This is a genomic window from Mycobacterium sp. NGS66, from assembly GCF_059812225.1.
Map to the genome: position 1 here is coordinate 1 of NZ_JCALCG010000010.1, position 24353 is coordinate 24353.

Genomic DNA, 24353 nt, shown 5'->3' on the forward strand with positions numbered 1-24353 from the left:
GCACGTAGATGGTTTGGCCCTGGGCAACGGCCTGGCGGAATAGCGGCAGCACCTGCTCCATCATCTCGGCCAGGTCCGTGGCAGTGACATACCCGGCGTATGCCTCAGTTTGCGACCAGGGTTCCATGGCGGTGGCCAGTTGCACGGCGGTGGCGTTGGCGATCAGGGCGGTGGTGTGATCCGCGATCCTGGAAACCACCACATTGACATTGGTCGGTTCGTCGGCGTCGGCGGCGACCATGACGGCATGATCGGGCCGGTCCATCAAGTCCTTGACCGCGGGCCAGTGTGGACTCAAACCCAACAGCAGCGCTTCCAGGGACGCCAGCTCGGTGACGGCCTCGGCCCCGAGGACCCCTTCGCCGTAGGAGTCAACCAGCGCGGCTGCCTGCTCGTCATTGTCCAGCACAAAGTACTCGTGCCGTACGCCCATGGGTGACTCCTCGATGTCTGCCCGGTTGAACAGCGCCGGAATTCTCTGGGACGGCAAACTATGTGGCCGGGAGTGAACTGCTGCGCAGATTATGTCCTAGGCCGCCACATAGGGTTGTCTATATGCCGATAGGTGAAGTTCGCGCGCGTACCGAATGGGGATCGGCGAGCGGTCGTCCGAGTGCGAGCGAGGTGCGATGACGATTCTGGAAGTTACCCCCACCAACCTGCGTAGTGGTGCCGAGAGCATTGACGCGGAGAAGTCTTCGGTGGCCGGGTTGGCGGTGCCGGACGCGACGGCGGCGATGGCCGGGTTGCCCGGGTTCGCCACCGCCGCAGTGCTGCCTGCGGCCCATGATGCGGTGGTGTCGGCGTTGAAGATCGCCAGTGGCCGGTTCGAGCTGTTTGCGGCGCTGCTTCGGCAGACGGCTACCACTTTCGAACTCGCGGATCTAGTCACGCCGGGATTGTTGGCGGCGCCGTGGATGTCTCAGCACGTGGGTGAGGGGCTGACCGCGATGGGCGATATGAACCTGTCGAGGCGCTAGAGGTGTCGACCCGATCGTCTTGCCTAGGTGGGTGTGAATGAGCCGCCCGCAAAAGGGCACGGTTTACAAGGCGAATGCGAACGCCCTCGGTGACATGGCTAGGCCGTTGCGGGATGCCGCGACCAAGCTCACCGGCTCGGGGGAGCGGGTGCACAACACGGTGGACAACTTCGACTGGCAAGGGCAGGCACGAAACGCCGCTGCTCTTCGCGCCGAGCGCGAGTTGACCCAGGACCGCATCGTCGCCGCCGACCTCAATGCGCTGGCCGATGCGTACGAGAACGGTCGGGACACCATGCAGCACATGATCGATGGGCTCAGGACCAAGGCCCAGGGCTTGGAGGCCGATTATTTCGCGGTCTCTGAAGACTGGGTAGTCACCGACACCTACGACTACGCCGCCGCTAAAAAGCTCGCCAAACTGATGGGCCTGGACGACTCCGCGATCAACGCGCTGCAATCCCAACGCGCCAACGATGCCGCCACCGAGACCGGCAACTTGCAGCGGCTGGCCGATGCGCTGGGCGCCGCCGACGCCGACACCGCCGCCGCGATCGCCAACGCGACCGCGGCGCTGACCGGCACCGGCACCCCGCTCGCCCTGCCCCCCGGGCTTGCCCGTGGGCAGGTGGCCAACCTCGGGCCCGTCGCCGGCACCGGCGCTGACATTCCCGGCATCGGGGCAGCGGACTTAGGTGAGATCATCCAACTGCCCAACGGGCAATACGTTGCCGTTCTGGGTGACTCGTATCGCGGGAACCGGATGGGCGAAGGGCAACACTTTCCCTCGGTGGCGGTCCCGGTCACCTTTGATGCGCAGGGACACGCCCATTTCGGCGCACCCCTGACCGGACCCGACGGCACTAATGTCTTATTCCCGCTGCCCCAGGCCGCCAGAAACGCCGGTGCCAACAACGCCTTACCCGCGGGCAGCATCACCACTCGCGACGGCAGGACCTACATGATGGTCGTGGGCACCAACACCAACGAAGGCTTGGCCCCCAAAGGCGGCTCCTGGCTAGTCGAGGTCACTAACAACCCCGCCCAGGGCTGGAAACCCATCGAGGCCAGCTACAAACCCTGGGCCTCGATACCCAACCCCGCCGCGGGTGTGCCCGGCGAACCCCCCCGCATCAGCGACCCCACCAAGGCGCCCACCCAGATCAGCGGCTACCAAGGAAAAGACGGCAATATCTACATCGCCGCCGACGGCTTCGACCGCCACCAACGCGTCACCATGTACCGCGTCGACCCCGACCACATCGCCGACCGCAACGCCTGGCAACCCTGGACCGGCAACGGCTGGGGTCAAGCAGGAGAAACCTCCGCACAGCACGCCGCCGGCATCGGTCGCGACAACTTCGGAGAGCTCAGCTTCCGCGAGGTTCAGGGAAAGCCAGTACTGTCCGGGTTCAACGGCAACACAGGAAACACCGAAGTACGCGTGGGCAGTGGGCTTCCCACTGAAGTCTTGGACGGCGTACCGACCACAGTCGCGGCAGGTGGCCCCTGGGGTGAGCCGGGCACGGTCCCACAGAACTACGGCGGCTACATCATGCCCGGTGCCACACTAAACAACATGGGGATTTTGGTGAGCCAATGGAACACCACACCGGTCAACCCCGGCATCCCTTACACCGTCGAGCAGTTCCAGGTGAACCCCAACCGATGACCGCCGCCGATCACAACACCGCCGCCAGCGTCGAAGGGACAACCATGACCGACAAGACACTTACCGCCGCTGGTGCGGCCGTCGTCGCTGTGCTCAGCGCGTGCACCGCACACGCCGAACCGTCGAAGTTTCCCGACCTCGGCGGCTACACACCAGTGAACGTCGCCGACTACCGCATCGATACGACCACCCCGGGACATCCTAGTTCAGACATTTACTTCCTCACCCCCGACGGCATTACCTGCAACTTTCCCATTGGAGCAGCCCAATGTAGCGGAAATAACTTACCGGGCATTCCCCCCGCTACCGGCCTCAATGAGGTGAATTGGATCGGTACCGATACCGGATTGAAGAAGACCACTGAAGGGCCGATATCAGGCGTTGTTCATGGCCAGCAGGTAAAGACTCTTCCTCCGTTCCATTCCATCACGCTCAGCGGGGTGATTTGCGGCGTGGACGACAAGAAGATGACCGCCTGCAAAGATCCGCAGGGGCGAGGTTTTGTGTTGTCGCCCTCGTGGTCGGGCTGGATTCCTAAGGTTTGAGTGGTTCTCGAAATTGTCTGATATCGCCCATCTGCATCCGCTGATGCAGCAAGCGCTGCGCACCGGCGCCGTGCCCGAACGCCACGAGCTGGCCCGCCTGCTGGGCAAGAACATTGCGGAGATCCCCGAACCAGAGGAGGAAGCGGCTTCCGATGAGATCCGGTCCGAGCCGGAAGATCCCGACGCCGCAGTGTTCCGCGCTCGCTATCACGCGATGGTGGACGAGAAAATTACCGACTGGCTCGACGAGCACCCCGAGCACGGCAAGCACGCCCCAGCGGAGATGAGACAACGCATCGAGGAGGACTGCCGCCGACAGATACAGCATCAATGGGCCGCTCACCGCCGCAGGATCGCAAAACAGGACGACGAATGAACCGGCCAAGGGATCCGGTCACGCCCTCTTATGGACTAACGTCGAGTTTTCCGCCTACGGCCAAATGACATGACCGCCACGGCACTTAGCTTCGCTGTAGGTGTTGTCGGCACCGTTGCACTCAGTGCATGTACTGCACACGCGGAGCCTTCAAAATTCCCCGACATGAGCGGCTACACGCCGGTCAACATTGCCGACTACCGGATCGACATGACCACTCCAGGACATCCCAGTTCGGGGATATACTTCCTCACCCCCGACGGGATCCTATGCGTTTTTCCTATTGGAGCAGCCCAATGCAGCGGAAATAATCTGCCCGGCAATTCCTCCTGCTACTTCAAATCCTGCAGAGGGAGTTAATGGGGTGAATTGGATCCGTACCGACACAGGATTGCATCAGACCAATGAAGGACCGATATCAGGCGTTGTTCATGGCCAGCAGGTAAAGACTCTTCCTCCGTTCCATTCCATCACCCTCAGCGGGGTGATTTGCGGGGTGGACGATAAAATCCTAAGTCGGGTCTTCCTCCGTTCCATTCCATCACCCTCAGCGGGGTGATTTGCGGGGTGGACGATAAAAGGATGACCGCATGTAAAGACCCCCAAGGACGGGGTTTGTGTTGTCACCGTCCTGGTCAGCCTGGATTCCTAAGGTGTGAGCGCCGGAGTTGGAACTGACCGTCGCCGAAGACCGCTTGCCAAGCGATTACGTTTCAGTCCGGGTGACCCACGATGTTGATCACCGCGCCGTCCGGCGCGCGGACGAAGAAGCGGCGTACACCCCACGGCTCGGTGGTCAACGGATGCACGATCTCATAGCCCCGCGCCTGGGCTTCCGCAAAGGCGCCGTCGACGTCGTCGGTGTGGATGGAGACGACTGAGTCTTCGGGAGCGGATGCATCGCCGGACACCAGCTGGACGCTCACGCCGGTGTCCGGAGAGGTGTATCGCGCTACCCACCCCAAGTTGAATTCCTCGGTGCTCAGGCCGATGTAGTCGGTGTAGAAGCTTTTCGCCGCTTCGACATCCGCCACCGGCAGGTTGGGCGTGATTCGTTTGGCTCGCATGTCAGTCCGGCATCGCCGCGCCGCGGTAGTCACCGAAGGACCACAGGTTGCCCTCCGGATCACGCACGGCGAATTCGCGGGCGCCGTAATCGGTTTCGGCGAGCGGGCGCACAATGTCGGCCTTGTGCTGAAGAACACGCTCGTAAAGCGCGTCCGGATCGGCGGTGACGACATAACCGCCGGCGCTGCCGGGTTCGAGAGACCAGTCGGCGCCGGGTTTGTGGCTGCCGAGCATGATTCCACCGCTTCCCTCGGGCCAATTGAGTTGTGCGTGATCAACGGTCTCGCCCTCGCCGTAGCGAGCTGCCAGGACGAATCCGAAGGTGTCGACGTAATACTCGATCAGCTTCGGCGCATTACGGGCTTGCAATGTCAACCAGACGGTCGGGTTGGAAACAGTCATGCTCGCAGTGTGCGCGGGACGGGTGGCCACCGTCTTGAATGTTTTGGAACTCCTCAGCCAACCAGCGGCGCGGCGGCGCTCCGGCAAACCGGACAAACTCGCGGGTCAAATGGGCCTGATCGCTGTATCCGCAGGCGATCGCGACGGTAGCCAGATCGACGAACCCGTGCCGACGGACCGACTCCGCTATCCGGGCGGTGGCGTGCTCGAAGCGCATCAGCGTCGCGACGTTCTTGGGCGAGCGGCCGACCTCACGGTGGAACAGCGTCGTCAGATGCCGTGCGCTCACGCCGACCCGGTCAGCGACCACCCTGATCGAAGACCGGCCGCGGCTGCGTTCCAGCAGGTGCCAGGCATAGGCGACTTCGGGGCGCACCGTCGCACGGTCATGGTCCCGTCGCGCGGACACCAGGTACTCGGCGATCAGCGCGAACGCCGTCTGCCAATGGCCGACATCCGCGACGCGTTCATGCAACTCGAGGGCGCGTCGGCCCAACAGCGCGGTGGCGTCGAAGTCGGTAACACTCAATTCGGCGCTGGGGACACCGAAAAGCGCGCGCGACGCCAACGGATGCACCGCCAGCTGCACCCCGGCCTGGCCGCGTCGCTGTCGCACATGAGCGGCCCGCACATGCAGGCCACCCAACAGCAACGGGTTGGGCCGGGCGCTGGCCAAGGCCTCGGGCGTCTCAGCCGCCTCCACTCCGTCGTCGAGGCTGACGATGAAGGTCAACGTCGACGACGGCATACCGCGATGCGTCTCGCCCGGCGTCCGCAAGGCGCGGTATCCGACCATCGACGCAACACCGGGAGCGATGCGAGGCGGGGCAGCCACAAATTCCGAAGTGCGCCCCAGTTTGTCGGTGGCCACAAGTGTCACCCTAGCGACGCGGAGACGGCCGTCGGCACAACCGCGAGGGCGATATTGCCGCTGACCACCACTTCGGGCGCCGCATTGCCGAGAGCATTAGGCTCGACGTCTGTGGAACCGGTATATGGGACAGTCATTCAGCTTGCCCGTTTGGCCTTTCGTATACAGGGCCTGAAGATCACCGTCATCGGCGTGGAGAACCTGCCCACCAGCGGCGGCGCGGTCATCGCGATCAACCACACCGGCTACCTGGACTTCATGCTCGCCGGTTTGCCCGCCTATCGGCAGGGCCTCGGCCGCAAGGTGCGGTTCATGGCCAAGCAGGAGGTGTTCGACCACAAGATCACCGGCCCGATCATGCGCAGCCTGCGGCACATACCGGTGGACCGGGCGTCCGGGGCAGCCTCTTACGAAGCCGCCGTCAAGAACTTGAAGGACGGTGAATGGGTTGGCGTGTATCCGGAAGCGACGATCAGCCGCAGCTTCGAGATCAAAGAATTGAAGAGCGGCGCTGCGCGGATGGCGATCGAAGCAGGGGTGCCGATCATTCCGCACATCATCTGGGGTGCGCAACGGATCTGGACCAAGGACCATCCCAAGAAGCTGTTCCGGCCAAAAGTGCCGATCACGGTGATCGTCGGGGAGCCGATTGAGCCGACGCTGGGCGTCGAGGAGCTGACCAAGCTGCTGCATTCGCGGATGCAGCAGCTGTTGGAGCGCGCGCAAGAGCAGTACGGGCCGCATCCGGCAGGGGAGTTCTGGGTCCCGCACCGGCTCGGTGGTGGTGCCCCGTCGATGGCCGAAGCGGCCCGTTTGGACCAAGAGGAAGCAGTGCGACGGGCGGCGCGCCGGAATCAGCGGGCCGGAGCCCCGGAGTAGTGGCCGATGGCGGAACCGGTCTACCGCACCCTTGAAATACTGGCCCGGATGATCGTCAAGGCCACCGGCAGCCCGATCACCTACAGCGGCGAAGAGAATATCCCTGAACACGGCGGGGCCGTGATCGCCATCAACCACACCAGTTATGTCGATTGGTTACCGGCGGCGCTGGCGGTGTATCGCCGCGGTCGCCGGATGCGGTACATGATCAAGGCCGAGATGCAGCAGGTGAAGGTGGTCAACTTCTTGATCAAGCGCACCAAGACCATCCCGGTGGACCGCGGAGCCGGGGCCGGCGCCTACGCCATCGCGGTGCAGCGGCTGCGCGAGGGAGAGTTGGTCGGGGTGTATCCGGAGGCCACCATCAGCCGCAGCTTCGAGCTCAAGGAATTCAAGACCGGCGCGGCCCGAATGGCCGTCGACGCGGACGTGCCGATCGTGCCGATGATTGTCTGGGGCGCACAACGGATTTGGACCAAAGATCACCCAAGACAATTGGGCCGCAAGAAGATTCCGATCAGCGTGCAGGTCGGCGCGCCGCTGCGGGCCGCCTCCGGCATCGCGGAAACCAATGCGGCGCTGCGGAAGTCGATGACGGCGCTGCTCGAGCAGGTGCAGCAGCGGTATCCGCATCCGGCCGGCGAGTACTGGGTGCCACGCCGGTTGGGTGGCGGCGCCCCGAGTTTGGCGGAGGCAGCTCGGCGGGAGGCCGAGGAGCTGGCAGCCAAAGCCGCTGCCGCGACGCCCTTGCCGCGCAGCGAAGGCGGACCGACCTGACCACACGACCGCCGCCAACGCTCATCGCGTGCGACGTCGACGGCACGTTATTCGACGACGACGAAACCATCAGTCCGCGGACCCGGGCTGCGGTGCACGCCGCCGTCGGCGGGGGCGCGCACTTCATCCTGGCGACCGGCCGTCCGCCGCGGTGGGTGCGTCCCGTCGTCGAGGCGCTCGGTTTTGCTCCAATGGCGGTGTGCGCGAACGGCGCGGTCATCTATGACCCCTCGACCGACCGGGTGATCTCGGCGCGCACATTGTCCGTCGACACCCTGGCCGAGTTGGCCGAGATCGCAACCAGGGCCATTCCCGGCGCGGGCCTGGCCGTCGAGCGCATCGGCGAGCGCGCGCACGACACCGCGACACCCCAGTTCGTCAGCTCCCCGGGCTACGAGCACGCCTGGCTCAACCCCGACAACACCGAAGTGTCGATCCCCGACCTGCTCAGCGCGCCGGCAATCAAGTTGCTGATCCGCAAGAGCGGTGCCCGCAGCGCGGACATGGCCGCCGAATTGGCCAAGTACATCGGCGACGTAGGCGAAATCACCTACTCGACCAACAACGGGCTGGTGGAGGTCGTGCCGTCGGGAATCAGCAAGGCCAGCGGCGTAACCGAGATCGCCGCTCCGCTGGGGATAACCGACGACGAGGTGGTCGCATTCGGCGACATGCCCAATGACCTGCCCATGCTGGTACAGGCCGGCCTAGGCGTGGCGATGGGCAACGCCCATCCCGAGGTGCTGACCGCGGCGGACGAGGTGACCGCACCCAACAGCGACGACGGTGTCGCGCGCGTGCTCGAGCGATGGTGGCACTAGAAGCCGAGTGTGGTTTCGCTATCGCCCAACGGCGCGGCAATGTGGGACACTGCCGGTCGTGCCAGAAGACCCGCCACCGGAACGCCGGAATGAGCGCGGCGGCTCGGATGACGAATCGGCGTTTCCCAAGCCGCTGCCGCCGATCCCTGGCGCCGGTCAGGACCCCGCGATTTCGCTGCCGCCCATCCCAACTTCTGGTGACCAACCGGAGTCGGTGAACCCCGTTTGGCTGTCAGCCGGTTCGGAAGACGCGGCTTCAGGCCACGACGAACCCGGCAAATTCGCGTCCGGCGGCAGCATGACTTCCCAGGATGCGGAGACGACGCGGCCGCGCCCGCCGACGCCCGCCGAGTTGCGTGCCAGGGAGAAGTACGAGAAGAAGCAGCGCGAGATCGAAGAGGCGCGCCTCGCGGCGGAGGAGAAGCGCCGGAAGCGCAACCGACGGCTGATCGGGGCCGGCGCCGGCGTCGGGATAGTGGGCGTGGTGGCGGGCCTGGGATATTGGGCCTTGTCGGCGCCCACCGTCTATGCCCAATGCGTCCGGGACGACCCGAACGGTCAGCCGGTGATCGTCCCCGATAGTTACTGCACCGGACACACGTCGGGCCTCAATGGCTTTTTCTACTACGGCGGGCACCAGTACCGGTACTACTACGGCAGCTCGGGCTTGGTGGGTTCCCGACCAATCGGCGGCACGACGACGCGACCGTCCGGCGCAACGATCAAGACCAGGTCCGGCGCCACCATTCAGCGCGGCGGGCTGGGCGGCAAGTTCGGTAGGAGCGGCCGCTCGTGAAACGCTGCCGAACGGAGCCGCGCCCGAAGTGGCGTTCGATCGTGGAATCGCAAGGGCTGGTGTACGGCACCCCAGCCCGCGACGCGCGGGGCAGAGACCGCCCCTACTGGGACGAGTCGGTCTACTACGAGTTCGACATGGACGAGATCCTGGCCCTGGAGGCCGACGTCGAATTGCTGCACTCGATGTGCCTCAACGCCGTCGAGCAAGTGGTGCTGATGGAGCGGTACGCGGATTTCGGTCTGCCGGAATGGAGTTGGCCGGCCGTCGCCGAATCCTGGCGCCGCTCCGACCCACACGTCTACGGTCGATTCGACTTGCGTTACGACGGGCGCAGGCCGGCGGTTCTGCTCGAGTACAACGCCGATACGCCAACTACGTTGCTGGAAGCCGCAATTCTGCAGTGGTATTGGCTCAAGGACAAGTTCCCGGACGACGACCAATGGAACTCGCTGCACGAGCAGTTGGTGGACCGCTGGAAGGTGGTCGGTGATTCGTTGCCGAGCGGCGAGCTGCACTTCACCTGGTCGGGTGTGGAAGCGACCGGCGAAGATCAGATCACTACCACCTATATGCAGGAAACCGCCGCCGAAGCGGGCTTTCAGACCATCGGGTTGATGATCGAAGACCTCGGTTGGGATTCGGCCCTGGAGCGATTCGTCGACCTGGAAGAGGACCAGATCCACGCCGTCTTCAAGCTTTACCCGTGGGAGTGGGTGCTCGATGACGAGTTCGGCAGGCATGTCGTTGCTAGCCTGCCGCAGACGATGTGGGTAGAACCGCTGTGGAAAACGCTGCTGTCCAACAAGGCGATTTTGGCCGTGCTGTGGGAGATGTACCCGGGTCACCCGAACCTGCTGCCCGCCTACCTCGACGACCCGCACGAGTTGACCGAATACGTTCGCAAGCCCAAGCTGGGCCGGGAAGGGGCGAACATCACCATCGTCGGCGCCGGCCTCGAGACCGCGACCGGTGGGGTCTACGGAGAAGAGGGGTTCGTCTACCAACTGCTGGACCCACTGCCCCAGTTCGACGACATGCGACCCGCGTTGGGCGCCTGGCTGGTTGGCGATTCGGCGGCCGGCCTCGGCATCCGCGAGACGGCCGGCCTGGTGACCGACGACGGCGCAGCTTTTGTCCCGCACCGAATTCCTCTCAAATGAACGGAGTTGATCATCGATGACGACAACGAGCGTTGCGCTGTCGGGCTACTGGGATGCGGGATATTGGAATGTGCTGGGCCGCGGGGTCTATGCCATCATCCTGTACGCGATCGTCGGCTTGGTGCTGATGATCATCGGCTTCTACGCGATCGACCTCACCACCCCTGGGCCGCTGCGCAAGATGGTCGATGCGGGAAAGCCGAACGCGATCGTCGTCGCCGCGGCGGGCATGGTCAGCATGGCGTTGATCGTGGTGGTGGCGATCTATGCGTCGTCGGGCAAGCTGGTCGAAGGACTGGTGGGCTCAGCCATTTTCGGCATCGTCGGCCTGATAGCCCAGGTGGTGATGATGAGGATCGCGACCCTGGTGATCGGCATCGACATGAACGCGTTGTTCGACGCCGACGAGTTCAGTTATGACTCGCTTATGGTGGCCGCCGCGCAGTTCGCGCTCGGCATTGTGGTGGCGGTGGCGATTCTGTAGTTGTCGCGTTGGCAGCCGGTCCTTCAGGAGTCGCATCCGTCACAAATCGTCGGGACATGTCTGTTTTGCCCGGCTCGGAGCGACAAATCTATTGGCGCTCAATCATTGTCGCTCCGAGGCAGGCAAAAGACATAGGCCCTGTTTCCGGTGACTGGAGTGCCGGGTGGGGGCCAGCGTACCTCAGACAATCGAGAGTCGTGTCTGCGAGGCAACTTTAATCAGCTCCTAGCATCCCGTGTCGCGCAGTGTCTTTGGCGGGACTGTGGCCGCCCGCAACGAGTCGGCGTCGATGGTCTGCGGTTGGTAAGGCAACGCCGCCAGTCGGGCCGACATGACCGCGACGGGATCCCCGACGGGCTCGGCCAATCCGGACAAGAACGCCCACTCGTGTTCGTCGCTGCCGAAATAGACCACCGTGTCGAATGTTTCGTGAAACCGTCGCCACGACCGCTGCAGCGACTCGTTGCGCCACAGCGTCGGGCAGCCCGCCTGGAAGGCGACGACTTGACCTATGCCGCAGCACTTTTCCAGGAAATCACCCTCGTAGAGCCGGTTGTGTTGCGCCGGTTCGGTGCGCTCGTCGGGAAGGTCGACGACGACGATGTCGTAGTCAACGGCGCTGCGCTCGACGAAGCTCCACCCGTCGAGGTAATGCATGGTTATCGGCCCGAGTCCGCTTTCAGCTCTGCGTAGTTCGTCGACCGAGTAGCCATAGGGCAGATGCTCCGCACACCGCCGCACGGCTTCCCGGTCGATGTCGACATGGTCGACGTGTGCGGCGCCGGCGGCCACCGCCAACTGGCTGACCACGCCTTCACCCGAGCCGATGACGAGCACCCGTTCGACGTTATCCGCCAGCAGCAGTGCCGGCACCAGCAGCGCTTCGTGGTAGACGAGCTGGCTGAACTCGGTGCTCTGCCGCTCGCCGTCGCTGAACAACGCCATGCCCTGTTGCGTGTGGCCGATCACCAGATGCTGGAACTCGGTTCGTACGTCGCAGACGACGTCGGACAGTCGCCAGCTGCGGGTAATGCCTGGCGCGATCGGCTCGATGAGCTCTCTAGGGAGTGTTTGCCCCGCGAAATACGTTGGCAACGGGGCGAACCCATTGAAATCCACCGACGCGTAGCTCGCGGTATAGGCACCAGTGTCCTCGATTTCGACACGGTCACCGACGCGCAGCGTAACCGGAAGCGGATACCGTTGGTAGAGCACATCATCGCCGTCGCACGTCGGGCCGGCGACCACCGCATCGTCGATAGGATCGTCGTCGCGATCGGTCCGCAGCCGATAGCGGATGTATTCGTTCTCGGTTTCGGCCAGCCCGCTGTAGCGGCCAATGTCGAGATACACCCAACGCCTGCCGTCGGTGCCGCTGCGCACCGACACCACCTCAGCGCGGATGGCCCCCGCCGAACCCACGATCACCCGCCCCGGCTCCGCTGCGAGCTGTGGTGGGCTGGACCCGAAATAGCGTGCCAGCGCCGACAATATGGCGTCGGCCACCGCCTCCAGAGTGGGTGCGCCGGTGGCGTACGCCAGCGGGAAGCCACCGCCGACATTGATCGTCGTCAGCCCGTCGACCCGGTCGAAAACATCAGCGGCACAACGGATACCGAGATCCCAAGCGGCCGGGTCGAGTTGTTGTGAGCCGACGTGGAAGCACACCCCCTCCGGGCGCAGGCCCAACCGCCGGGCGTGCTCCAGCAACGCCGAGGCGTCGGCGGGGGCGCATCCGTACTTGTGCCCGAACGGTGTCACCGACGACGGAAACACCGGCGCGATACGGCATTCCACCGCGGCGCCTGGCGCGTGTTCGGCGATGGCGACCGCGCCGTCGTCGGTGTCGAACGCGAACCGGCGTACCCCTCGCGAGTACGCCGCGGCGATCTGGGCAGGTTTTTTGACGGTGTTGCCGAAGGTCAGCAGTCCGCCGTCGATGCCGGCCGTCGCGCACGCGTCGATCTCACCGACGGATGCGACGTCGAATTCCGAGCCCTCGGCCGCGAGCAGGCGCAGGATGGGTTCGCCCGGATTTGCCTTGACGGCGTAGCGAATCCGCGCGGCAGGCAGGGCCGATTGCAGGCTTCGGAGGTTGTCCCGCACCCGATCGAGATCGATGGTCAGGTACGGCGTCTCGGGCACACGTCGCAGAGTAGTACGCGCAGCAACACCGGGCGGCGCGGCCTCTAGGGCCGTTGATTGTCAGCCCAGGGCTTTGAGGGTGAAATTAGGGTTTTGAGAGCGAAACAATGGCGGGATCTGGGCGAATTTTCCGCCCTGGCTTCACTTCGAACGCCAACGTTTCACGCCCAACGCCGACGCCGCAGCGCTAACCGGCTGGGTGCGTCGGAACCGAGAAGTGTTCGGCCGGGACCGTCGGGCCGCTCGGGGGTTGCGGCGACAGCGAGGTGGTGATGCCGTCGACCACCTCGGCGATGTTGCCCGTGAGGCGCTCGAAGTTCAACGTGCCATGCTGGAAATTCTGGGTGATGCGCAACGGCTCGTGTAGTTCGGCGCTGGTCGGCAAACCGAGTGGGCCGCGTTCGTAGCCCAGTGACGCCCAGGCTTCGTAGATCGCTCCGGTCACCGGCTTGGCGCCGATTTCGGGCGACCAGTACATAGCTCCCTTGGCGAACGTGACGTAACGGGTTACGCCCAGCCCGCTCTCCTCGGTCGACGTCGGCGCCCCCAGCACACTGTTCATCCCACCGATCGCCTGCCAATGTTCGTAGATCGCACCTCCCTGCAGCGCCTTGATCAGCTCCTCTGGCGGGTCGTTGAAATGCGATGCGATATCCCGGATCTCGTCCATCAGCGCGTAGGCGGCATTGCCCGGACAGTCGGTGTTTCCGACGTCGCGGTGCGTGAAGATGGCGGGCAACTTCGCCAACGTCCCCGCGGGGAACGTGGTGAAGTGGCTGCCGGCCGAGACCAACTCCACCGTTGCCTTGGGATCGACGCTGTCCACCCCCAGGCGCCAGCCCAGCAGCCGGCCCACGCTGCGGATCTGCAGCGGCGTGGGTGGTACGTCGTCGAAATTGCCGATCATGGCCACACCCCAGGTGCCGCGGTTGAATCCGCCGGTGTGGAACGCCTCGACCGGCTTGGTGAGCCCGCCGGCACTGCCTTCGAAAACCTGTCCGTATTTGTCGACGAGCGCGTTGTACGCGATGTCGCACCAGCCCAGCGTCTTGCTGTGGTAGGTGTAGATGGCCTTCACAATCCCCGCCGATTCTTGCGGCGAGTAGTCGTTGCTGCCCGCGGTGTGGTGAACGACGGCGGCGCGAATCCCGTTGCCGTACTGTGGTGTTCCGCATCGAAGCGACTCGTCGGCGCCCCACTCGGCGCGGCTGATGATGTTGGGTGCCTGGCCCGGCAGCACGGCGATGGCCGGCGCCGCCCAGTGCGACCCGGCAGGCGCCTGCGGTGGGGAGATGAGTACCGCGGAGATGGTCTGCCCGAGAGGCTCTTCCTTGGTGGCCGGTTTGTACCCCAGACCCGGCTTACCGGCATTCGGTGGTCTCGCCGGCGGTTGTGTCACCACGGCATCGACGGGTCGGGTGATTGCGATCTGCACCACGTTGGTGGAGCCGACGAAGACCGGGTCGGTGCTGTCGGGCCGCCGAGGGGAACCGTCAGGCCCGGGTTGCGGATCTGGGGCTCCGGTCTGGTACTCGGTCTGGTACCAGGGCCCCCAGGAACCATCGGGGCGCTTCGCGCGTACCCGCGTCGAGGTGCCGGCCAGGTCGCCGGTCAGCGCGACCAGAGAAAACGGCGTGTCTTGGGTGAGCTCGCGCACCGTCACACCGCCGCCCACCCCGACCAGCGGTTGCTCGGAGAGTCGGGTGTCGTCCGCCCGGGGTCGGCCGGCGCTTGGACCGGTCGGGCTTACCAGCCACGTGACGATGACTGCGGTCGCCGCGACAGCGGTGAGCCACATCGTGGGTGCGCGGCTGCGAGACGGCACCAGGCGATGTTACGCGTGTGCCCATTGTTATTTCTGAGCCGACACGGTTGCCCACGCGGAAATTTGGCCGAGCCGGGTTCGACGGCACCGCAGAGATTTTTGCCGACCGGCTTGCTAGGTGCCGGCGCCAGCGGGCCTCTGCGGTGCCGTCAGGCGACACGTCCCAATAACCCCTAGCCGCTGGGCAAGGCTTCGACCGGCGCAGAGGCCAAGGTCGGAGCCGCCGCACCCGCAGCAGGAGCGGCGGCAGCGGCTGGCAGTGCGCCCGCGGCGCCTGCGGCAGCGGGTAGCGCAGCCCCCGGCAGTGCGCCGGGCAAGCCGGCACCCTGCATGCCCGCGGGCAAGGAGGGTGCGGGTATTCCGCCGGCCGGTAGCCCGGCACCGGGCGCACCCGCGGCGGCCCCACCCTGCATGCCCTGCGTGATCGCCGGCAGCACCATGCCCTTGATCAGGTCAATGGCCTGGCTGGCGCCCAGTTGGTTGGCGGCTTGCATCAGGTCGTTGATCAGACCACCGCCTCCGCCCGGGGCAGCGGCCGCGGGGGAGGTCCCGGGCAGACCGCCCAGCCCCGACGGATCGCCCAGGATCGGGTAGGTGCCATCGGCGCCGGGGTCCAATCCGGTTCCCGGCGAGGTGATCGGGACCTCGCCCGGAGCGGCGATGGGCGAGCCAATCGCCGGGTTCGCAGCCCCCGGAGTGGCCACGCCCGGCGCCACCCCGGCCGGGCTGGTCAGCGCGGGGTTCGACAGTGCGGGGTTGGCTCCCGCGGCTGGCGTCGGCGGCAGGGGAGTACCAGGCGTAGCGAGCGAACCCGGCGTAGTACCGGTCAAGCCCGGGCTGGTCGCACCGGGCGTCGTCCCCGTCAGACCCGGACTGGTTAGGGCGGGACTGGTCAGACCTGGGCTGGTCAAGCCGGGTGTCGTACCGGTCAGACCTGGGCTGGTCAAGCCGGGTGTCGTACCGGTCAGTCCGGGGCTGGTCAGGCCGGGACTGGCACCGCCGGCCCCGGTAATGCTCGGCACGTTCGGCAAGTTGATGCCGAACTGCGACAGGCCCTGCGACAACGCGCCGATCAGCTCATTGGGCAGGTCGCTGATCTGGGCGGCCCGCTTGAAGTCGTGATGTTCGGTCGGCTTGCTGGTGGCGGTCGATTCGTAAACAAGGAAATATGCGCAAGGACTTGCGACTGCCAGGGCGGCGGCCGCGCTCAAGGCTGTAGAAAGCTTGCGTCGGCGTCGGTTCGGCACGGAAGTCTCCTCAATCTGGTCCGCTATCGGGACTATGTGTTGTGTGGTCCGTCTCTGCCCGTCGTGCATGGCGTGAACCTCACACGATCGATGGTACGAGTGTGGTTGCTGTGACTAGAGTGGCGATATCGAATCGTGAGGCAATCGCGACCTTGCCTACTGCATTGAGATGTGGGCGCATCACGGCCGCGTGCAGCGGCAGAAGTGGGCCTGCCACGAGTTGTCAAATCAGGTTTTGGCAGCAAGGTCAGCTAACCTAGGCAACCGATGACAGCTCGTTTCGACCTCTTCGTCGTCGGTTCCGGATTCTTCGGCTTGACGGTTGCCGAGCGCGTGGCTACCCAACTCGGCAAGCGCGTGCTCGTCGTCGAACGCCGCCCGCATATCGGGGGCAACGCCTACTCCGAGCCCGAGCCGCAGACCGGCATCGAGGTCCACAAGTACGGCGCCCACCTGTTCCACACCTCTAACAAGAGGGTCTGGGACTACGTGCGCCAGTTCACGGAGTTCACCAACTACCAGCATCGGGTGTTCGCCATGCACAACGGCCAGGCCTACCAGTTCCCGATGGGACTGGGCCTGGTGTCGCAGTTCTTCGGGCGGTACTTCACCCCTGATGAGGCACGAGCCCTCATTGCCGAGCAGGCCGCGGAAATCGACACCGCCGAGGCGCAGAACCTCGAAGAGAAGGCCATCTCGCTGATCGGCCGGCCGCTGTACGAGGCGTTCGTCAAGGGCTACACCGCCAAGCAATGGCAGACCGACCCCAAGGAGCTCCCGGCCGCGAACATCACCCGGCTGCCGGTGCGCTACACCTTCGACAACCGGTACTTCAGCGACACCTACGAGGGCCTGCCGGCCGACGGCTACACGGCCTGGCTGACGAGGATGGCCGCCGACGACCGCATCGAGGTGCGGCTGAACACCGACTGGTTCGACGTGCGCGAGCAACTGCGCGCCGAGAGTCCCGACGCTCCGGTGGTTTACACCGGCCCGCTTGACCGGTATTTCGACTACGCCGAGGGCCGACTTGGCTGGCGCACACTGGACTTCGAGGTGGAGGTGCTGCCGATCGGCGACTTCCAGGGCACGCCGGTGATGAACTACAACGACCTCGACGTCCCGTACACCCGCATCCACGAGTTCCGGCATTTTCACAACGAACGCGACTACCCGACCGACAAGACGGTGATCATGCGGGAGTACTCCCGGTTCGCCGCCGATGACGACGAGCCTTACTATCCGATCAATACCGAGGCCGACCGCGCCCTGTTGGCCGCCTATCGGGCCAGGGCGAAGTCCGAGACCGCCGAGGCGAAGGTACTGTTCGGCGGACGGCTGGGCACCTATCAATATCTGGATATGCACATGGCCATTGCCAGCGCACTGAGTATGTACGACAACGTCCTCGCGCCGCACCTGCGCGATGGCGCCCCGCTGGCGGCCGACAACGGGGAAAACAAATGACTGCGGTGAGCTTGCTGTCTCGGATCATCCTGCCGCGCCCGGGCGAACCCCTCGACGTGCGCAAGCTGTACCTGGCCGAATCCGCAACCAACTCCCGTCGTGCGCACGCGCCCAGCCGCACCTCGCTGGAGATCGGCAAAGAGTCGGAGGTGTCGTTCGCGACGTACTTCAACGCGTTTCCGGCCAGCTACTGGCGGCGCTGGACGATCTGCAAGTCGGTGGTATTGCGCGTCGAGCTGACCGGATCCGGGCGTGTCGACGTCTACCGGACCAAGGCCACCGGCGCTCGCATCTTCGTCGAGGGCCGGCAGTTCGGCGGCGATGGCGCCGCGCCAGCGGTCCTGGAGATCGAGGTGGGCCTGCAGCCGTTCGAGGACGGCGGCTGGATCTGGTTCGACATCACCACCGACACCGCGGTCACCCTGCTCAACGGCGGCTGGTATGCGACCATCCCCGCTCCCGGGACCGCGAATATCGCCGTCGGCATCCCGACCTTCAACCGGCCCGCGGACTGCGCCAACGCGTTGCGCGAACTGACCGCCGACCCGCTGGTGGACGAGGTGATCGGCGCGGTGATCGTGCCGGATCAGGGCACCCGCAAGGTGTGCGACCATCCCGACTTCCCCGCTGCGGCTGCCCGGCTGGGCAATCGGCTCTCCATCCACAACCAGCCCAACCTCGGTGGTTCCGGCGGCTACAGCCGGGTGATGTACGAAGCGCTGAAAAACACCGATTGCCAGCAGATCCTGTTCATGGACGACGACATCCGCATCGAGCCGGACTCGATCCTGCGGGTGCTGGCCATGCACCGTTTCGCCAAGTCCCCGATGCTGGTCGGCGGTCAGATGCTCAACCTGCAGGAGCCGTCACACCTGCACATCATGGGCGAGGTCGTGGACCGGACGAACTTCATGTGGACCGCTGCACCGCACGCCGAATACGACCACGACTTCGCCGAATATGCGCTGAGCGACAAGGAGATCCGAAGCAAGCTGCTGCACCGGCGCATCGACGTCGACTACAACGGCTGGTGGACGTGCATGATCCCGCGGCAGGTCGCCGAGGAGCTGGGCCAGCCGCTACCGCTGTTCATCAAATGGGACGACGCCGACTACGGGCTACGGGCCGCCGAGCACGGCTATCCGACCGTCACGCTGCCGGGCGCGGCGATCTGGCACATGGCCTGGAGCGACAAGGACGACGCCATCGACTGGCAGGCCTACTTCCATCTGCGCAATCGGCTGGTGGTGGCGGCGATGCACTGGGACGGTGACATCGGCGGCCTGATCCGTAGTCATCTCAAGGCGACCCTGAAACACCTTGCCTGCCTGGAATACTCGACGGTGGCTATTCAGAACAAGGCCATCGACGACTTCCTCGCCGGCCCGGAGCACATCTTCGCCATCCTGGAGTCCGCGCTGCCGGAAGTGCACCGCATCCGCAAGGAATTTCCCGACGCGGTCGTGCTCCCGGCCGCCAGCGAACTGCCGCCGCCGCGGCACCGGACCAAGGCGATGAAGCCGCCGGTGAACCCGTTGATGATCGGCTACCGGCTGGCCCGCGGCACGCTGCACAACCTGAAGGCCGCCGACCCCGCGCACCACCAGCGCCCCGAGTACAACGTGCCGACTCAGGACGCGCGCTGGTTCCGGCTCTGCACTGTCGACGGTGTCACCGTCACGACGGCCGATGGCTGCGGTGTGGTGTACCGGCAGCGCGATCGAGCCAAGATGTTCTCGCTGTTGTTGCAGTCGTTGCGCCGGCAACGCCGGCTGGCCAGGCGGTTCGATGAGATGCGGCGGGTGTACCGAGGCGCATTGCCAGTGCTGTCCAGCAAAGAGAGATGGGAGGCCGCTCTGTCTCCGGCACCGGCTCCGGCGGCCGCAGCTGGGTCGGCAGCAAAGCACGAGCCGAGAAATGCCTGAACCGGGCCCGCCGAGCGGCGAAGTGGCCGCAATGGTGGCCATTCAGTCCGCCCTGGCCGACCGCCCCGGCGTGCTGACCGCCGCTCGCGGGCTGTCGCATTTCGGCGAGCACAGCATCGGCTGGGTGGCCGTCTCGCTGCTGGGTGCGCTGCTGATACCGCGGCACCGCCGGGAGTGGCTGGTGGCCGGGGCGGGCGCGTTCGCCGCGCATGCCGCGGCCGTTTTGATCAAGCGGGTGGTGCGGCGCAAACGACCGTCACACCCCGCCGTCGTGGTGAATATCGGCACCCCCAGTCAATTGAGTTTCCCGTCGGCGCATGCCACCTCCACCACGACGGCCGCAGTCCTGATGGGCCGCGCCACCGGGCTTCCCCTGCCGGTGGTGCTGGTGCCACCTATGGCGCTGTCGCGGGTATTGGCCGGGGTGCACTATCCCAGCGACGTCGCCGCCGGGATCGCCTTGGGCGCCGTGGTGGCGGGCATCGCCGTCCGGCTCGATAGGGGCATTGCATGAGTGACACGAATGAACACGTGGTGACCGGACCTCCGGGGAACCTGGTCACCGGCGTGATCAAGGCGATCCGCCCGCGGCAATGGGTGAAGAACGTGCTGGTACTGGCCGCGCCGGTGGCTGCGGCGGGCCGCGGCCACCGCTACGACTACGCCCAATTGGGAATCCAGGTGGCGGTCGCCTTCGTGGTGTTCAGCCTGGCGGCGTCTTCCATCTACCTGATCAACGATGTCCGCGACGTCGAGGCCGACCGCGAACACCCCACGAAGCGGTTTCGCCCGATCGCCGCCGGCGTGGTGCCCGAGTGGCTGGCGTACGCGCTCGCTGTGGGGCTGGCTGTGGCCTCACTCGGCATGGCCTGGTGGTTGAGGCCGAGCCTGGCGGTGGTGATGGCGGTCTACATCGCCATGCAGCTGGCCTACTGTTTCGGCCTCAAACACCAAGCGGTGCTTGACATTTGCATCTTGTCGTCGGCGTATCTGCTGCGGGCCATTGCCGGCGGTGCGGCCACGGACATCTCGCTGTCCCAGTGGTTCCTGCTCTCCGCTGCGTTCGCGTCCTTGTTCATGGGTGCCGGCAAGCGCTACGCCGAGCTGCAACTCGCCGAACGTACCGGGGCCGCCATCCGCAAATCCCTGGAAAGCTATACGGGCACTTATCTGCGATTCGTCTGGACATTGTCGGCCACCGCGGTGGTGATGTGCTACGGGTTGTGGGCCTTTGAACGTGACCACGGCTCGGGGTCGTGGTTCGCGGTGACGATGGTCCCGTTCACCATCGCGATCCTGCGCTATGCGGTGGATGTCGACGGCGGCCTGGCCGGAGAGCCCGAGGACATCGCGCTGCGCGACCGGGTCTTGCAGTTCCTGTTCTTGGCGTGGATCGCAACGGTTGGAGCCGCCGTTGCCTTCGGCTAGCCCGATATCCGCCCGCCTGAAGGCCGTCACCGGGCCGCTACGCCTCGATGGTTTCAAGGGCCTGAACCCCGCCGTGCTGCGGCGCCGACCGGTGGTCCGGCGACCCGTTCGGCCGGTGTTCCGCTACCACCGGGTGGTCCGGGTCAGCCTGTGGAGCAGCGTCGCGGTGGTCGTCGTGTTGTTCGGGTGGGGCGCATGGCAACGTCGCTGGATCGCCGACGACGGCCTGATCGTGCTGCGTACGGTGCGAAATCTGTTGGCCGGCAACGGCCCGGTGTTCAACAAGGGCGAGCGGGTAGAGGCCAACACCTCCACGCTGTGGACCTACCTGATGTACCTGGGCAGCTGGGTCGGTGGACCGATGCGCATGGAATACGTGGCGCTGGCGCTGGCCCTGGCGCTCTCCCTGCTGGGGGTCGCGTTGCTCATGCTGGGCGCGGGCCGGCTGTATGCGCCCAGCCTGCGGGGCCGCCGCGCGATCATGCTGCCCGCCGGTGCACTGGTCTACATCGCGCTGCCGCCGGCGCGGGACTTCGCCACTTCGGGCCTGGAAAGCGGGCTGGTGCTGGCCTATTTGGGGTTGCTGTGGTGGATGATGGTCTGCTGGTCGCAGCCGCTGCGCAACCGGCCGGGCAATCGATGGTTCTTGGCTGCGCTGGCCTGCGTCGCGGGGTTGAGTGTGCTGGTGCGACCGGAGCTGGCGCTGATGGGCGGCTTGGCGCTGATCATGATGCTGATTGCGGCCCGGACGTGGCAGCGGCGGGTGCTGATCGTGGTGGCAGGCGGTTTGCTGCCCGTCGCCTACCAGATCTTCCGGATGGGTTACTACGGCCTGCTGGTGCCCGGCACCGCCCTGGCCAAGGACGCTGCCGGCGACAAGTGGTCGCAGGGCATGACCTATCTGTCGAATTTCAATGCGCCATATGCCCTTTGGGCCCCGGTGGTGCTGCTGGTGCCGCTCGGGCTGCTGCTGATGGTGGCCCGGCGGCGGCCGTCATTCCTGCGGCCCCCGGAGGCGCCGAACTACGGGCGCGTGGCCCGGGCGGTGCAAAGCCCACCGGCCGCGGTCGCCTTCGTCCTCGTCAGTGGGCTGCTGCAGGCGCTCTACTGGATCCGGCAGGGCGGCGACTTCATGCACGCCCGAGTTTTGCTGGCGCCGCTATTTTGTTTGCTGGCACCAGTTGCCGTGATCCCGGTGACGCTGCCCGACGGCAAGGATTTCACCCGCCAGACCGGCAATTGGCTGGCCGCCGGGGCGGCCGGGGTGCTGTGGCTGGGCGTCGCGGGCTGGTCCTTGTGGGCGGCAAACTCGCCGGGCATGGGCGACGACGCCACTCGCGTCACGTACTCCGGAATCGTCGACGAACGCCGGTTCTATGCGCAGGCCACCGGGCACGCGCATCCGCTGACCGCTGCGGACTACCTGAGCTACCCGAGGATGGCCGCCGTCCTGACCGCGATCAACGACACCCCGAACGGGGCGTTGCTGCTGCCGTCGGGCAATTACACCCAGTGGGACCTGGTGCCGATGATCCCGCCCCCGCCGGGCAGCCCGGCGCACGAAAAACCCCAGCACGCAGTGTTTTTCACCAACCTCGGGATGCTGGGCATGAATGTCGGCCTGGATGTCCGGGTGATCGACCAGATCGGGTTGGCAAATCCGCTCGCGCAACACACCGATCGGCTCAAACACGGCCGGATCGGACACGACAAGAACCTCTTCCCGGACTGGGTGGTCGCCGACGGTCCCTGGGTCAAGGTGTATCCGGGTATTCCCGGCTACCTCGATCAGCAGTGGGTCGCCGAGGCGGTTGCGGCCCTGCAGTGCCCCGCGACGAAGGCCGTGCTGAGCTCGGTGCGTGCCCCGATGACCCTGCACCGGTTCGTGTCGAATTTCGTTCACTCCTATGAATTCACCATGTATCGCATCGACCGTGTCCCGCTCTACGAACTCGTCAGATGTGGGCTCGAGATCCCCGACGCGGGTCCGCCGGCACCGCACGACTGACAGCGTGTCACCGACTTCGCCGGCAAAATTTTTTCGCCTGATTTCGGGCCCGCCACGGCCGGCCCGGGTCCGGCGCGCTGGGAGAGACTGACAGCAAAATCACATCTGGTCGCTTACCAGGACGCGACGACGGGCGGGCACATGCGGAAATGCCGGTCTGCGCCGCCGATTTTGACCCCTGATCCGGCGTGGCGGAACGCCCGATGAGGGTTTGCGCGGCTCGCTCGATGCGAGCCGACGCCCCAAGTTGTGATTGACTACACGGGCACTGCAGCGTCCAACGCTTGCAGTCCGACCTAGTTCAGGATGCGCCCAAACCCCTTTTGGATGTGGCCTACGAGGATGAGGAAACAACGAATGAAGCTTGTTGACAGGTTTCGCGCTGCCGTGACGGGCATGCCGCGCCGACTCGTGGTGGGAGCCGTCGGTGCGGCCCTGCTGTCGGGTCTGATCGGCGCCGTCGGCGGCACCGCCACTGCCGGGGCGTTCTCCCGGCCGGGCCTGCCAGTGGAGTACTTGCAGGTGCCGTCGGCCGCGATGGGCCGCGAGATCAAGGTCCAGTTCCAGAGCGGTGGACCCAACTCACCGGCCCTGTACCTGCTCGACGGTATGCGCGCGCAGGACGACTTCAACGGCTGGGACATCAACACCCCGGCGTTCGAGTGGTACTACCAGTCCGGCCTGTCGGTCGCCATGCCGGTCGGTGGGCAGTCCAGCTTCTACTCCGACTGGTACAAGCCCGCCTGCGGTAAGGCCGGCTGCACCACCTACAAGTGGGAAACCTTCCTGACCAGCGAGCTGCCGCAGTACCTGCAGAGCCAGCGGCAGGTCAAGCCCACCGGCAGCGCCGCCGTCGGCCTGTCGATGGCCGGGTCGTCGGCGCTGATCCTGGCCGCCTACCACCCCGACCAGTTCATCTACGCCGGCTCGCTGTCGGCGCTGCTGGACCCGTCGCAGGCGATGGGCCCGTCGCTGATCGGTCTGGCCATGGGCGACGCGGGCGGCTACAAGGCCGCCGACATGTGGGGTCCCAAGGACGACCCGGCCTGGCAGCGCAACGACCCGTCGCTTCAGGTGGGCAAGCTGGTCGCCAACAACACCCGGATCTGGATCTACTGCGGTAACGGCAAGCCGTCCGAGCTCGGTGGCGACAACCTGCCGGCGAAGTTCCTGGAGGGCTTCGTGCGGACCAGCAACATCAAGTTCCAGGACGCCTACAACCAGGCCGGTGGCCACAACGCGGTGTTCAACTTCGACGCCAACGGCACTCACAGCTGGGAATACTGGGGCCAGCAGCTCAACGCGATGAAGCCGGACCTGCAGCGGGTACTGGGCGCCACCCCAGGTGGCAGCGCCACCCCGCCCGCCGCCGCGGCCGGCGCCGGTGGCGCCGGCACCACGCACGGCGCCTAGGGGTCTGCTGACGCATCGGTTGCCGACTGTGGGGCTTACGTACGGGATTTCGTACCTAAGC

General features: G+C 65.6%; 23 protein-coding genes. 16 read left to right on the top strand and 7 right to left on the bottom strand.

Annotated elements, in window-relative coordinates; all coding sequences use genetic code 11:
- A partial coding sequence (locus tag AC5Y2L_RS17985) for a hypothetical protein (RefSeq protein ID WP_499938781.1) occupies positions 1 to 433 on the bottom strand: 433 nt, incomplete at its 3' end.
- Between the two features lie 196 nt (positions 434 to 629).
- Here AC5Y2L_RS17985 and AC5Y2L_RS17990 point away from each other — a divergent pair.
- The 4 genes from AC5Y2L_RS17990 to AC5Y2L_RS18005 are packed head-to-tail and all read left to right on the top strand — an operon-like array spanning position 630 to position 3573.
- A complete protein-coding gene (locus AC5Y2L_RS17990) occupies positions 630 to 980 on the top strand; it encodes a hypothetical protein (RefSeq protein WP_499938783.1) in 351 nt (116 codons plus the stop codon).
- A gap of 37 nt (positions 981 to 1017) precedes the next feature.
- Positions 1018 to 2652, top strand: a complete 1635-nt coding sequence (locus tag AC5Y2L_RS17995) for a DUF4185 domain-containing protein (RefSeq protein ID WP_499938785.1) — start codon at positions 1018 to 1020, stop codon at positions 2650 to 2652.
- A complete protein-coding gene (locus tag AC5Y2L_RS18000) occupies positions 2649 to 3197 on the top strand; it encodes a hypothetical protein (RefSeq protein ID WP_499938787.1) in 549 nt (182 codons plus the stop codon). The genes AC5Y2L_RS17995 and AC5Y2L_RS18000 overlap by 4 nt, the downstream gene beginning before the upstream one ends.
- Before the next feature lie 43 nt (positions 3198 to 3240).
- The gene (locus tag AC5Y2L_RS18005; RefSeq protein ID WP_499938789.1) at positions 3241 to 3573 is read left to right on the top strand and encodes a hypothetical protein; all 333 of its coding nucleotides are present in this window, start codon (positions 3241 to 3243) and stop codon (positions 3571 to 3573) included.
- A 713-nt stretch (positions 3574 to 4286) separates the two neighbouring features.
- Here AC5Y2L_RS18005 and AC5Y2L_RS18010 read toward each other — a convergent pair.
- The 3 genes from AC5Y2L_RS18010 to AC5Y2L_RS18020 are packed head-to-tail and all read right to left on the bottom strand — an operon-like array spanning position 4287 to position 5839.
- Positions 4287 to 4640: a VOC family protein gene (locus AC5Y2L_RS18010; RefSeq protein ID WP_499938791.1), complete on the bottom strand. Its 354-nt coding sequence runs from the start codon at positions 4638 to 4640 to the stop codon at positions 4287 to 4289.
- 1 nt (position 4641) lies between these two features.
- The gene (locus AC5Y2L_RS18015; protein ID WP_499938793.1) at positions 4642 to 5043 is read right to left on the bottom strand and encodes a VOC family protein; all 402 of its coding nucleotides are present in this window, start codon (positions 5041 to 5043) and stop codon (positions 4642 to 4644) included.
- A complete protein-coding gene (locus tag AC5Y2L_RS18020) occupies positions 4997 to 5839 on the bottom strand; it encodes an AraC family transcriptional regulator (protein WP_499938956.1) in 843 nt (280 codons plus the stop codon). The genes AC5Y2L_RS18015 and AC5Y2L_RS18020 overlap by 47 nt, the downstream gene beginning before the upstream one ends.
- 186 nt (positions 5840 to 6025) lie before the next feature.
- Here AC5Y2L_RS18020 and AC5Y2L_RS18025 point away from each other — a divergent pair, with 186 nt between their 5' ends.
- Genes AC5Y2L_RS18025 through AC5Y2L_RS18050 form a run of 6 tightly spaced genes read left to right on the top strand, consistent with a single transcriptional unit; the run spans position 6026 to position 10834 of the window.
- Positions 6026 to 6793 (top strand): lysophospholipid acyltransferase family protein, encoded by a 768-nt coding sequence (locus AC5Y2L_RS18025; protein ID WP_499938794.1) that lies wholly within the window; start codon positions 6026 to 6028, stop codon positions 6791 to 6793.
- 6 nt (positions 6794 to 6799) lie between these two features.
- On the top strand, positions 6800 to 7570 hold the full coding sequence (locus AC5Y2L_RS18030; protein WP_499938795.1) for a lysophospholipid acyltransferase family protein: 771 nt from the start codon (positions 6800 to 6802) through the stop codon (positions 7568 to 7570).
- Entirely contained in the window at positions 7567 to 8391 is an 825-nt protein-coding gene (locus AC5Y2L_RS18035; RefSeq protein WP_499938957.1) for an HAD family hydrolase, read from the top strand. Before AC5Y2L_RS18030 ends, AC5Y2L_RS18035 begins: the two co-directional genes overlap by 4 nt.
- Before the next feature lie 58 nt (positions 8392 to 8449).
- Entirely contained in the window at positions 8450 to 9187 is a 738-nt protein-coding gene (locus tag AC5Y2L_RS18040; protein ID WP_499938796.1) for a hypothetical protein, read from the top strand.
- Entirely contained in the window at positions 9184 to 10350 is a 1167-nt protein-coding gene (locus AC5Y2L_RS18045) for a glutathionylspermidine synthase family protein (protein ID WP_499938798.1), read from the top strand. The genes AC5Y2L_RS18040 and AC5Y2L_RS18045 overlap by 4 nt, the downstream gene beginning before the upstream one ends.
- Positions 10351 to 10366: 16 nt before the next feature.
- Positions 10367 to 10834, top strand: a complete 468-nt coding sequence (locus tag AC5Y2L_RS18050; protein WP_499938800.1) for a DUF350 domain-containing protein — start codon at positions 10367 to 10369, stop codon at positions 10832 to 10834.
- A gap of 225 nt (positions 10835 to 11059) precedes the next feature.
- On the opposite strand, the gene AC5Y2L_RS18055 is transcribed toward AC5Y2L_RS18050, so the two are convergent.
- From AC5Y2L_RS18055 to AC5Y2L_RS18065, 3 genes are all read right to left on the bottom strand, one after another.
- The gene (locus tag AC5Y2L_RS18055) at positions 11060 to 12979 is read right to left on the bottom strand and encodes an alanine racemase (RefSeq protein WP_499938801.1); all 1920 of its coding nucleotides are present in this window, start codon (positions 12977 to 12979) and stop codon (positions 11060 to 11062) included.
- Positions 12980 to 13166: 187 nt separating this feature from the next.
- The gene (locus AC5Y2L_RS18060) at positions 13167 to 14804 is read right to left on the bottom strand and encodes an N-acetylmuramoyl-L-alanine amidase (RefSeq protein ID WP_499938803.1); all 1638 of its coding nucleotides are present in this window, start codon (positions 14802 to 14804) and stop codon (positions 13167 to 13169) included.
- Between the two features lie 173 nt (positions 14805 to 14977).
- The gene (locus AC5Y2L_RS18065; RefSeq protein ID WP_499938805.1) at positions 14978 to 16051 is read right to left on the bottom strand and encodes a PirG; all 1074 of its coding nucleotides are present in this window, start codon (positions 16049 to 16051) and stop codon (positions 14978 to 14980) included.
- Between the two features lie 267 nt (positions 16052 to 16318).
- Between AC5Y2L_RS18065 and glf the strand changes: the two genes are divergently transcribed.
- From glf to ag85A, 6 genes are all read left to right on the top strand, one after another.
- On the top strand, positions 16319 to 17518 hold the full coding sequence (gene glf, locus AC5Y2L_RS18070; protein WP_499938806.1) for a UDP-galactopyranose mutase: 1200 nt from the start codon (positions 16319 to 16321) through the stop codon (positions 17516 to 17518).
- Positions 17515 to 19443, top strand: a complete 1929-nt coding sequence (locus tag AC5Y2L_RS18075; RefSeq protein ID WP_499938808.1) for a glycosyltransferase — start codon at positions 17515 to 17517, stop codon at positions 19441 to 19443. The genes glf and AC5Y2L_RS18075 overlap by 4 nt, the downstream gene beginning before the upstream one ends.
- Complete coding sequence (locus AC5Y2L_RS18080; RefSeq protein ID WP_499938810.1) at positions 19436 to 19957, top strand: phosphatase PAP2 family protein; 522 nt, start codon at positions 19436 to 19438, stop codon at positions 19955 to 19957. The genes AC5Y2L_RS18075 and AC5Y2L_RS18080 overlap by 8 nt, the downstream gene beginning before the upstream one ends.
- Positions 19954 to 20871, top strand: a complete 918-nt coding sequence (locus AC5Y2L_RS18085; RefSeq protein ID WP_499938811.1) for a decaprenyl-phosphate phosphoribosyltransferase — start codon at positions 19954 to 19956, stop codon at positions 20869 to 20871. Before AC5Y2L_RS18080 ends, AC5Y2L_RS18085 begins: the two co-directional genes overlap by 4 nt.
- A complete protein-coding gene (aftB, locus tag AC5Y2L_RS18090; RefSeq protein ID WP_499938813.1) occupies positions 20858 to 22879 on the top strand; it encodes a terminal beta-(1->2)-arabinofuranosyltransferase in 2022 nt (673 codons plus the stop codon). Before AC5Y2L_RS18085 ends, aftB begins: the two co-directional genes overlap by 14 nt.
- Positions 22880 to 23236: 357 nt before the next feature.
- The gene (ag85A, locus tag AC5Y2L_RS18095; protein ID WP_499938814.1) at positions 23237 to 24292 is read left to right on the top strand and encodes a diacylglycerol acyltransferase/mycolyltransferase Ag85A; all 1056 of its coding nucleotides are present in this window, start codon (positions 23237 to 23239) and stop codon (positions 24290 to 24292) included.
- Positions 24293 to 24353 lie beyond the last annotated feature (61 nt).